8 protein-coding genes are annotated in these 11,089 nt (G+C 47.3%); 7 read left to right on the forward strand and 1 reads right to left on the reverse strand.

From position 1 onward, the window contains the following. Nucleotides 1-32 precede the first annotated feature (32 nt). Nucleotides 33-914, reverse strand: coding sequence for an AraC family transcriptional regulator (locus CRG97_RS14880; protein WP_098744235.1), 882 nt, complete (start codon nucleotides 912-914; stop codon nucleotides 33-35). Between the two features lie 193 nt (nucleotides 915-1,107). Between CRG97_RS14880 and CRG97_RS14885 the strand changes: the two genes are divergently transcribed. The 7 genes from CRG97_RS14885 to CRG97_RS14915 all read left to right on the forward strand — a co-directional run bounded on the left by CRG97_RS14885 (nucleotide 1,108) and on the right by CRG97_RS14915 (nucleotide 11,066). Beyond that, nucleotides 1,108-2,187: a glycoside hydrolase family 88/105 protein gene (locus CRG97_RS14885; protein WP_202618930.1), complete on the forward strand. Its 1,080-nt coding sequence runs from the start codon at nucleotides 1,108-1,110 to the stop codon at nucleotides 2,185-2,187. After that, nucleotides 2,159-2,959, forward strand: a complete 801-nt coding sequence (locus CRG97_RS14890; protein ID WP_098744238.1) for a polysaccharide deacetylase family protein — start codon at nucleotides 2,159-2,161, stop codon at nucleotides 2,957-2,959. Before CRG97_RS14885 ends, CRG97_RS14890 begins: the two co-directional genes overlap by 29 nt. 229 nt (nucleotides 2,960-3,188) lie before the next feature. Further along, nucleotides 3,189-5,513 (forward strand): helix-turn-helix domain-containing protein, encoded by a 2,325-nt coding sequence (locus tag CRG97_RS14895; RefSeq protein ID WP_161952939.1) that lies wholly within the window; start codon nucleotides 3,189-3,191, stop codon nucleotides 5,511-5,513. A 191-nt stretch (nucleotides 5,514-5,704) separates the two neighbouring features. Then, a complete protein-coding gene (locus tag CRG97_RS14900; RefSeq protein ID WP_237566405.1) occupies nucleotides 5,705-6,676 on the forward strand; it encodes an ABC transporter permease in 972 nt (323 codons plus the stop codon). A 40-nt stretch (nucleotides 6,677-6,716) separates the two neighbouring features. Further along, the gene (locus CRG97_RS14905; RefSeq protein WP_237566406.1) at nucleotides 6,717-7,571 is read left to right on the forward strand and encodes a carbohydrate ABC transporter permease; all 855 of its coding nucleotides are present in this window, start codon (nucleotides 6,717-6,719) and stop codon (nucleotides 7,569-7,571) included. A gap of 66 nt (nucleotides 7,572-7,637) precedes the next feature. Further along, nucleotides 7,638-9,233, forward strand: coding sequence for an extracellular solute-binding protein (locus tag CRG97_RS14910; RefSeq protein WP_098744243.1), 1,596 nt, complete (start codon nucleotides 7,638-7,640; stop codon nucleotides 9,231-9,233). Between the two features lie 90 nt (nucleotides 9,234-9,323). Further along, entirely contained in the window at nucleotides 9,324-11,066 is a 1,743-nt protein-coding gene (locus CRG97_RS14915) for a hypothetical protein (RefSeq protein ID WP_098744246.1), read from the forward strand. Nucleotides 11,067-11,089: the final 23 nt, after the last annotated feature.

An 11,089-nucleotide genomic window follows, 5' to 3' on the forward strand; every position in this document is an offset into this window, starting at 1 on the left:
ACCCCTTCTTCACTAGGTGAGGAAGGGGTTTTTCATTGCCCGGTCTGCTTGCGGAAGGTATTTGGCGTCAGGCCGGTTTCCGATTTGAACGTATGAAAAAAATGCGACAGGTCGCCATAGCCGACAGCGGAGGCGATCTCGGTTACGGAAAGCTGCGTATCCAAGAGCAGCCGCTTCGCCTGATGGATTCGATACAGCGTTAGGTAACGGTTCAAAGAGTGGCCTGTCGCTTGTTTGAAATGATCATACATATGTGAGCGGGAAACGTTAAACCGTTCATGCAAACGGCTCACCTCGATTGACTCGGCATAATGTGTGGTCAAATACCGTAAAATACGCTCCGCTAAATGAAACGAGGCGTTCTCCGCATGGTCTGGATCGGGAGGACAACACTGCTCTCTCGTCAGGATGACAAACAATTCGGCAAGTAGGTGGTGCATCGCTGCCTCGTAATAATCCCTTTGTTCGGCGAGCTCCCGAGTAAGGCGCAGGAGCAAGTTCCGGATCATATCCATTCTCGCTGCAGCTACACGCCAGTAGGGCTTTGATTCGGTAAACAGGGAATGTACGCAATGGCTGATTCCCGGCGAGGTGTTGAATGACATCTGCACATAGTGTTCGTCGATCGATAACACGACCCGATGAAGAGGCATTGTTCCAATAACGGATGGCAAGTGCAGTTCGTGGGGCTTTATGATGGCGATTGTGCCTGGCACTAGGGAAACCATGTGATCATCAAGGAGCAGTTTGCCTTGACCATCTAAACAAAAATAGAGCTCGTAACCCCGATGCGCATGCATCTGTCTTTGACCGATCAAACCATCGCGGAAATGGCAATGGACAGGGAAATCGTCAAGGAACCGATTCGTAGCGAGATCCAGTTGATAACTGGAGGAAATGTATCGTGAGCCCATTCTATAGGTTCTCCTGTTCTAACCTGATTGTTGTGCAATAAGTAAGGATATTTTAACATGGTTCTTTCTGAAGGTCTCGAGTGGTTGTGGAAATATCCCCATATTTTTTGAACATGAAACCAAGTTTCGTTAACCGGAATCCTTTACATTCAATATAGAACATGATTGAGATAAGGAATGAAGGAGATGTCGTATGAAGGAAATTGAGGAACTGGAGGACTTGGCGGAACGGGTCTACCATCGGATGATCGATACGCCAGCGAAAGATTGGGGAATGAATATCGAAAGCTGGGATTGGGTCCCGGGCGTCGGCGTTATCTCGATCCTGGCTTACGGCCAGCTGACGGGCAATGCAGAAGCCATTGATTATGTAAACCAATGGGCTGTGCGCAACAAACATTTGAGCGAGCAAGTCAAAGTGATTAATTCGATGGCACCGTATGCAATCTTCCCGGAGCTGTATCGGATCAGCGGGGAACGATGGTATTTGGAAACGGCGATACAAATCGGCGATTGGATGCTGAAGGACGCACCTCGCACGCGGGAGGGTGCCTACGAACATACCGTTACGGAGGATGCTGAATTTTCTGAACAAGTATGGGCAGATACCTTGTTTATGGCTGTGCTCTTCTTGGCTAGGCTGGCTAGACTAACCGGGGATAGCAAGTATGCAAAAGAAGCCGAATTCCAACTGCTTGTCCATCTGCGGTTGCTTCAAGATCCGCATACCGATGTGCTGTTCCATGGCTGGAACTGTGCAGACCGGCATCATATGTCCTCAGCCCGTTGGGCTCGCGCTAACGCATGGGTTATGCTGGCGAGTCCATGGATTGCCGAAGAGATCGGTTCCCTGACTCCGGTTGCTGAGGAAATTGTAGATCGCTACCGGCAGCTTGCGGAAGGATTGCGGGATTTCCAGGGAGAGAACGGATTATGGGGTACGGTAATGGATCAACCGGAGTTTTATACGGAAACGTCAGCGAGCGCTGGCATCGCGGCGGGATGGATTGCAGGCATGCGAATGGGTTGGTTGGATGATACCTATAAGGAAGCCGTTGATAGAACTTTGAATGGAGTTATGGAGCGTATCGATCCGGATGGAACGGTTCAAGGCGTATCCGGAGGAACGCCAGTGATGCCAAGCATTGCTGCCTATCAAAAGATTCCGTGCTACCCGACGCTGTATGGGCAAGGGTTGACTCTAATTTTATTATCACTTGCGCACGCAGAAATGAGGGGACCCTGTGACAAATATTCTACTAACGTTTCCTGAAGGGAAGCATAAAGTTCTGACGATGAGTTATGATGACGGAAGAACGGCTGATAAACGGCTGGTTCGCTTGTTTAACAAGCATGGAATCATAGGCACGTTCCATTTGAATTCGGGACTAGCTGGACGAAACGACCGAATCCCGTTAGAAGAAGTCGGGGAGGTTTATCGAGCTCACGAAGTATCTGCGCACACGGTAACGCATCCGACCCTGGCAAGATGCGGGAAGGAGCAAATCGTTGGAGAGATCATGGAGGACAGGAAAGCGTTAGAAAGTGTGACGGGCTATCCGGTTCGGGGATTTTCTTATCCTAACGGATCATTCAACCAACAATTGAAAGAGATGCTTCCGTATCTGGGAATCGAATATGCCAGGACGGTTGCGAGCCATGGCGACTTTCGAATGCCGGATGATTTCATGGAGTGGAATCCGACTTGCCATCATAATCAGAACCTGCTAGAGCTGGCGGAGACATTTAAGCAATTGAATCGAATGCATAATCTCTACATGATGTATGTTTGGGGACATAGCTACGAGTTCGATCAGGATCATAACTGGAAGTTGATTGAGCGCTTTTGCGAATCGATCGGCGATCGAAGGGACATTTGGTATGCCACCAATATGGAAATTGTTGATTACATGAAGAGATTCCAGCAGCTCCGATTTTCAGCTTCGATGGATTTTGTATATAACCCGTCGTATGGTTCGATATGGATTGAAGTGGATGGTACAATCATTGAAGCAAAGGGCGGCCGTCAAACGAAAATCGTTTAGCAGACGATGCCTTGGTTCGTCCGCACCCCGATTTGATAAGATAAAGTTTTACTGAAGTAAACAATGAAGCAGGATCCCCTTTTGTACATAAAATCTCTTCGAAGGACGGGATTTATTGTTCAGAGGGGATGTTTTTTATTTAACAAGATTTTAATGGGATTCAGAGAGTGATATAGTGAACTAGATTCGCGGTATCGTTACCAACTTTACTCTTATGGAGGGGTATTCCATGCGTTTGAGTATTTCCGGGAAAGCTATGATTATTTATGGATCGATATTTACCGCCATCATTTCCCTGACCTTCGGATTATCTTATTTCGGAACGGTGGGACGTCTGCAGACAGATCTGAAGGATACGCATATCGCATTACTGAAGCAGATCGATAAAAGAATCGAAATTGCGTTTCGCTCAACGGAGAAAGATTTGCTGAACTTGTCACAGGAGCTTGAGTACGTGTATTTCATGTATGACAGCTTCGATGACGCCTCTCAAAAATATACGAATTTCTTCGGTTTGTCGAACAAATTGAAAACAATGGTTCAAGCGGGCGAGCAATTTTCCTCCGTCTTTGTTTACTCGAATACGAGCGGCGACATTATGACCGATACAACGTTTATAAAGAAACACGAATCGGAAGACAATTGGTTAGGCAGCTATATTGAAATGGAAGGGTACTCGAAGTGGATTGCTACGCACAAGGTGTGGGATGGCGATAAACTGCAGGATGTCGTCACACTCATTCGTCCCTATCCCCTCATTAGCAGTCCTGGTTATCGGAAAGGGCTTGTAGCCGTTAATATTCATGAGGACATTCTCTATCAAATGATCAGTGACGTGTTTGAAGGCAGCCAAGAGGGCGTACATACGTTCATCATCGACGACAAAGGGAACATCGTGACGCATGATGACAAATCCAAGTTATATAAAAATATGACCGATCTTCCTTATATCCAGCAGATTTTAGGGGAAACGGGAAACGGACAGTTCGTTGCTGAATTGAACGAAGGGAAACAATCCATCTTTTATACGACGTCCAATTATACAGGTTGGAAAATTGTAAGCGTTATCCCGGAAACCCAACTGTACCAGCCGCTTAAATCCATTCGGAATCTAATGATCTCGATTGTCATCCTGATGTTTGTGCTGGCGATGGCAGTTCTGTTCTACGTGAATCGCAGAACCTTTAAACCTCTGGATCGTTTGGTCACCAAAATGTCCGGAGCCATTCGACCGGCCAAGACGGGGCAGGGTGTCAGATTGGATTATTTGGAAACGGTGTTTGATCAAATGTTTCTGGATCGCGAGCAGTTGGAGCAGCGAGTTCGGGATTCCAAACCGGTTCTGAAGTGGAGAATCGTGATGGATATGTTAACGGGTTATCGAACGGATTACGCGTCGGTAAGTCCGCAGCTTAAATTTACCGGATTTAACTTCCACCCGGACATGTTCGTTGTCTGTACGGCCGAGATCGGGAAGATTGGCGGCATAAGCTCCAAAGATGAAACACTATATACCTATGCGCTGTGTAACGTTGCAGAAGAACTGATTAACATGGAAACCGCAGGCGTAGCCATTGATCTGGGGTCGGGCCGCGCCGCGATTATTTTTAGTTTTGCCGAAGGGGATGTGGAGCAGAATCATCTTCAAGCACTGACCATCCTTGAACTGATTCTCGATATTATGAAGCACCAGTTCGGACTGCTGGTAACCGCTGGCGTCGGCAGATGCTATCGTGACATGAAGGATATTCCCCGATCGTATGACGAATCGGAAAAAGCGCTGCAATATCGAATGGTGATCGGCAGCCATGCCGTCATTTCCATCGAGGATTTAATCGGATCGGATAATCAGGACTACTACCGGATCATCCGAATGACGGAACGAATCGTAGAAGCTCTCCGGCATACCGAGTATGGAAAAATTCAACATAATGTCTCACTACTATACCTGGAGGCAGTTGAAGGGGGCTTGTCTCCGGAACTGATTCGGCATCTTTCTTATGAGCTGATCATGAAGTCGTTGCAGGCCATCGCAACTATAGGAATTGATATGGAAGAGATATTGGATAGCATGGGCAATCAGCTGCACGAAAGGATGAATCGCTGCCGCGATTGGCAGGAGCTGAAGACGATTGTCCTGACTGAGTTGGAGCAGATGGCGAAGAAGGTTGAGGAGAAGCGTATGCAGCGGGGAAGCAATAAATTGATTGATAAAATGCTTGCTTATATCGAAGATCATTACAGGGAAAGTGAATTTTCACTTGCCCAGTTGGCAGATCAGTTCGAGCTGAGTCCGACGTACATTAGTAAATTGTTTAAAGAGTATACCGAGAATAACTTCATTGATTATTTGATCGAAACCCGGATCCATGCTTCCAAGCAACTGCTCACGGACAAGAACCGAAAAATTAACGATATCGCGGAAGAGGTAGGGTATACCAATACGAGGAGTTTTCTGCGAGCTTTTAAAAAATATACAGGCATGACACCTTCGGAATATCGGGATTGGGTGCTCGATTCTAATGCCAAACTTACGCTGGAACAAGCTCCCTAACGGTCAAATCATAAATAAATGCACCAATCACAAAAAATGCGACCTTGTGTTTTGCAAGAAAAGACACCAATCACATAACGCGTCTCTTTCCAGTCATGGCATCCTTTCCTACAATGAAATCGCAGCACACATCAGTTGCAGTTCATGCAGCGAGAAGGAGGAAGCGATATGAAGCAAATGGGTGAGGCCATGTGAAGGGGAGGTTAGCGGCTGCGGAATCGCGAACGGGATCGCATGGTTTACAAAGCGAAACCTACCGGCGTTCGGCTTGGAGAAGAATGGTACGGGATAAACATTTGTACTTGATGCTCTTGCCCGTTATCGGATTTTATTTTCTGTTCAAATACGTACCGATCGTCGGAGAGATCATTGCTTTCAAAGATTACAGGTTCGCGGACGGTATATTCGGAAGCCAGTGGGTTGGATTCAAGCATTTTCAGATGATATTTGAAAGCTCAGATTTCTGGAGGATATTAAGAAACACACTCGTTCTTAATCTGTATAGTCTTGTGTTTGGATTTCCCATCCCGATTATACTGGCTCTTTTATTAAATGAAATTCGCCTGAACTGGTATAAGCGGCTCGTGCAGAATATGCTGTACATCCCCCACTTCATGTCCTGGGCGGTGCTTGGCAGCATTGTAGTTGCCGCGTTGTCGCCAAGTACGGGGTTCGTGAATCTCATCCTTCAAAAATTAACGGGAGAAACCATCTATTTCATGGCCGATTCGTTCTGGTGGCCGATCGCTTATACAATTTCAGGCATTTGGAGGGAAGCAGGCTGGGGTACGATTCTGTATCTGGCGGCTATGGCTTCGATTGACCCTCAGCTCTATGAAGCGGCCAAAATTGACGGCGCAGCCAAACTGAGGCAAATCTGGCATATTACATTGCCCGGAATCCGCGGGACGATTGCCATTTTGCTCATTCTCAGAATGGGACATATGATGGATGTCGGATTGGAGCAAACGCTTGTCCTCCAGAATAACTCCGTACTGGATGTAGCAGATGTTATCAGCACTTATGTTTACAGGGTAGGGTTGCAAAACATGAGCTACAGCTATACAACGGCCATCGGTTTGTTCCAATCGGTCATTGGCGTAATCTTGGTTCTAAGCGTCAATCGGCTGATCCGACTTTTTGGGGAACGGGGGCTGTGGTAAAGCGATGATGAAAAGCAAAAGAGGAAGCTCAAATACAATCATGATGGTAAGCGCTTACGTACTCCTTGGCTGTATTTCGCTATTAACATTGTTTCCCTTCTGGTATGAAATCGCGGCATCGTTCAGCAGCAGCAGGGCGATTACCTCGGGCGAAGTCTTTTTATGGCCGGTCGAATTCAATACTGTAGCTTATGAGCGGTTATTAGACGACGGACAGCTCATCATGGCGATGGGGAATACCATTTTAGTTACAGTTATCGGAACCGCGCTTAATGTGATCATGACGATTATGGCGGCGTATCCACTCTCAAGAAAAAGGCTGGTGGGGCGCAATGGCCTGCTGGCGTTCATTACGATTACCATGCTGTTTGTTGCAGGATTGATTCCGAATTTCATTCTGATTAAGTCTCTTGGGCTTATGAATTCATATTGGTCCATTTGGCTTCCGGGATTAATCAGTACGTATAACATGTTCGTCATGAAGACGTTCATGGAAGGGCTACCGGAGGAAATTGAGGAGTCTGCGTCCATCGATGGTGCCGGGGACTGGCGGATACTGCTGCAAATATATATGCCGCTGTGCAAGCCGATATTGGCGGCGTTATCTTTGTTCTACGCTGTGGGCTGGTGGAACAGCTACTTCAACGTGCTGCTGTATATTACGGAATCGACGAAGCTGACCGTGATGGTAAAGCTGTATCAGATGGTCAGCAGGGTAGACGACAACCTGTTGAACAATATCGGAGGAAACGATGCGCTAGAACAGATTCTTCTAACGCCGGAGGCACTCAAGGCGGCGGCCGTTGTCATTGTTGTCACTCCGATCCTGTGCGTATATCCGTTCCTCCAAAAGCATTTTGTCAAAGGCGTTCTCATTGGGTCTGTCAAAGGCTGACGACTGAGATATCACGGGGCCCAAAACGCTCTTGATATAGATTGATATCGATAAGGGGATGAAACGATGAACAAGCTGAAACACGCAGGAAAATCGGCTCTTGCCGCCATCATGGTGCTGACGATGTCCGTGACGGTGCTGGCCGCATGCGGTACCAACAAATCCGCCGAGCAGCCTGGCAGCTCTCCTGATGCCTCTAAAGCGGTGAACAAGGACACAAAGAAAGAAATCAGTATTTCGATGTTTGATCGCGGTAAAGTGCCGACTGAGGAAGGAACATATGAAGATAATCGCTGGACAAAATGGATCGATGAGAACTCACCGGTTAAGGTGAAGTGGATTCCCGTCGCGAGGAACCAGGCACAACCGAAGCTGAACGCTTTGATTGCTGCTGGCGAAGCCCCTGATCTGATATGGGAATACGATCGGAATTACATCAGTCAGTTAGCAAATCAGGGCGCCATACAACCTATTGGCGATTATATCGACAAATATAGCACAACTTACAAAGCCTATTTAGAGAAGCATCCTGAACTGCAGCCTTACTTGAAATTTAACGGGCAAGTGTACGCGGTGTCGTTCACAAGGGAGACGCTGGCCAATCACGGGATGTGGATTCGTCAAGACTGGCTGGATAAACTCGGCTTGGCAGCTCCAACAACCGTGGAAGAGCTTATCCAAGTGGCTCGTAAATTCAAGGATGGAGATCCGGATGGCAATGGTCAAGCAGATACCGTTCCGATCGCCTTAAGCGCAAGTGCCCATTCGATTGAACAAGCTTTCTTCTTTACAAGCGAGAACCAGTGGTATGTAGAGGATGAACAGTTGCAATTCGGCCGGATACTCGATCGATATGCGGATACGCTGACATTCCAAAAGCAGCTGTTCGATGAAGGATTGATTGATAAGGAATACATTACCGACACGAACTTTCAGCGATCCTCTCAATTGCTGACGACAGGGAAAGCCGGCATATACTTCGGAAATTGGGACATTGAAGAGTTGAATAATAATTTGGTCAAGAACGACCCGAACGTGAAAATGGTGCCGCTTGAATCGATCAGCAGCCAATACGGCAAAAACGGCTTGTATCAAGAAGCGCCTCCAAGCGTACTTACCGCCTTCAACAGCAAGATGAATGAAGATCAAATTCAATCGGCCATCCAGTTTATCGATTGGATGCTGGAGGATGGTTGGGTTCCGCTCAAATACGGAGAAGAAAACGTTCATTATACGTTGGTGGATGGTGTAAGACAAAAACTGGATCCTGACAAATTCAAGAAGGAAGTATCCTATGCTTCCGAATATGCGATCATGATCGATAATGTGTTACAGCCGGAAATGTTCCTTGCTATGGCCGCTCAGGATGAAATTTCCCAGAACTATGCCAAAGTAAAAGGCAAGTCCTTGGAAATCGCTATGAAAAATAAATACCGCAGAGACATCCCGTATAGTCCGGATTTCCCTGAATTGACTCAATTGATTGCGACATTTGCGCCGATCGCTCAACAGATTGAAGCGAAAGTTGTTACCGGCGGCAATTCCATGTCGCCTGCGGAAGGGCTGAACGAATTACGGAAAGAATGGAAACGACTTGGCGGCGAGAACGTGGAGAAGCTGGCCCAGGAGTGGTATGACGCCAATATAAACAATCTGAAATAAAGGTAATGTGAAAGAAACCGGTAGGATTGCTTCCGATGATCGAGAACATTCGGAAGCAATCGCAACCAGTACCGATAAGGAGGCATGTTTATGTCAAGCATCAAGCACGGCAGTATTTTACTGGATGAGGAAACCCGCTGGCTCCCCTATTTAAAGAAATCGTTGGAACGAAAACATGAGAACTACAATGACAAGATCAACATGATTCGAACGCCGTTTTCGAGTCCAGGTTATCATACAACGTTGAAAAACGTGGAATATGTTCACCCGATCAGGGACTCCCTGGACTATGCCTTGGCTATTCTGGATTGTCGGGAGCAGCAGTATGAAGAGCGAGCATTCGCTATTCTGCGTCATGTCTTGTCGCTTCAAGATCGGCAGCCGGATTCACCGACGTTCGGGATATGGTCCTGGTACTTTGAGGAACCCCTTGACCACATGTCACCGCCGGATTGGAATTGGGCGGATTTCATCGGCAAGCGATTGCTGCAGGTATTCATCCGACACGGAAACAGGCTCCCGGCCGATCTGCAACAATTAACATCTCAAGCCATCTGCAATAGCTGTGATGCCATTATCAAGCGAAACGTCGGCCCCGATTATACCAATATCTCGATCATGGGAGCATTCGTTACGCTGATTGCGGGGGAATGGTTGGATGACCGTTGTTATTACGATTATGGCCTGAAACGGCTTAAGCGGTTATACGATTATTCGATGCAAACCGGGGCTTTCCTGGAATATAACAGTCCGGCATACAGTACGGTGGCAATTCTGGAACTGTCCGCATTAGCCACCTATACCCAAACGGAAGAGGCCAGACATTTGGCAAACGAACTGTTGAATGCGACTTGGCTTATGATCGCCGAGCATTTCCACCCTGTGCTCAAAGAGTGGTCCGGACCTCATGCCCGCTCCTATCAAACCTTTCTGGGCCCGTCACATCTTTCGTTTCTTCAAATGGCCTGCAGGGGTGAAGTAGTATTTGTTAGCGAAGACCAATTCGTTTACGGAATGGACTGGTATGGCCAAGGAGTTGTTTGTCCGCAGCAGCTGTTTGAGCTGTTTACCCGCATTAGCGTGCGGGAACTGAGGCAGGATTTGCCGCCCTATCCCGAGTTTCGGACCCGGACAGCTTATACGTATATGACTCCGGAATTTTCACTCGGGACATTTAATCATAATGTCATGTGGAAACAGTGCCGAAATCTGCTGGCTTACGTTCATTCAGGGGAAGGAGAGCATAGTTATATACACTTACGGCTGTTGCACGATGGCTACGACTTTTGTTCAGGGGTGTTTACAAGTGAGCAAAGCAAAGCTTCGGCACTGTATGGCATTCAGATCGCACTGGATGGCGGGGATACGCACGTGAATTTGGACCCCATTCATGGACGGATGATGGCATCGGATGTACGAATCCGGATTGAAATCGGGAGCTCCGCAGGTGTGCCAGTATGGAAGCAAATCGGAGCGAATGCGTTCCAAACGCAGCTTGGGAAAACGATTGTTGCGGTGCAAGCTTTGTACGGCGCGATGGACGGATTCGGCCCATTCCGCTGGGACATTGTCGAGAACGGTACCGTAGTAGGACTGGACTATATATTGTACGAAGGAGATCCCACAGAGATTGATTTTCATGCAATGGAGGAAGCATTGTTCATGTTTGCTTTAATGTTTTCATGCGATGATGAAAGCCCCGTATTTCAAACTTCGGTAACTTCTTCAGAGCAAACGGTTCAAGCGTCGCTCGAAGCTGAAGAGAGGTTAATGACGTTAAATCTCGCTAAGAAACCGGCTGACAGGGACGTTTTGTTTCATGATCATACATGAATCTCTATTGTAAGCGTTATCAA

This window comes from Paenibacillus sp. EZ-K15 (assembly GCF_002573715.1).
GTDB lineage: Bacteria > Bacillota > Bacilli > Paenibacillales > Paenibacillaceae > Paenibacillus_AQ.

What these genes read in the sequence shown, in the direction of transcription:
- CRG97_RS14880 (WP_098744235.1), bottom strand. Translation starts at nt 914, where the DNA reads ATGGGCTCACGATACATTTCCTCCAGTTATCAACTGGATCTCGCTACG.
- CRG97_RS14885 (WP_202618930.1), top strand. Translation starts at nt 1,108, where the DNA reads ATGAAGGAAATTGAGGAACTGGAGGACTTGGCGGAACGGGTCTACCAT.
- CRG97_RS14895 (WP_161952939.1), top strand. Translation starts at nt 3,189, where the DNA reads ATGCGTTTGAGTATTTCCGGGAAAGCTATGATTATTTATGGATCGATA.
- CRG97_RS14905 (WP_237566406.1), top strand. Translation starts at nt 6,717, where the DNA reads ATGATGGTAAGCGCTTACGTACTCCTTGGCTGTATTTCGCTATTAACA.
- CRG97_RS14910 (WP_098744243.1), top strand. Translation starts at nt 7,638, where the DNA reads ATGAACAAGCTGAAACACGCAGGAAAATCGGCTCTTGCCGCCATCATG.
- CRG97_RS14915 (WP_098744246.1), top strand. Translation starts at nt 9,324, where the DNA reads ATGTCAAGCATCAAGCACGGCAGTATTTTACTGGATGAGGAAACCCGC.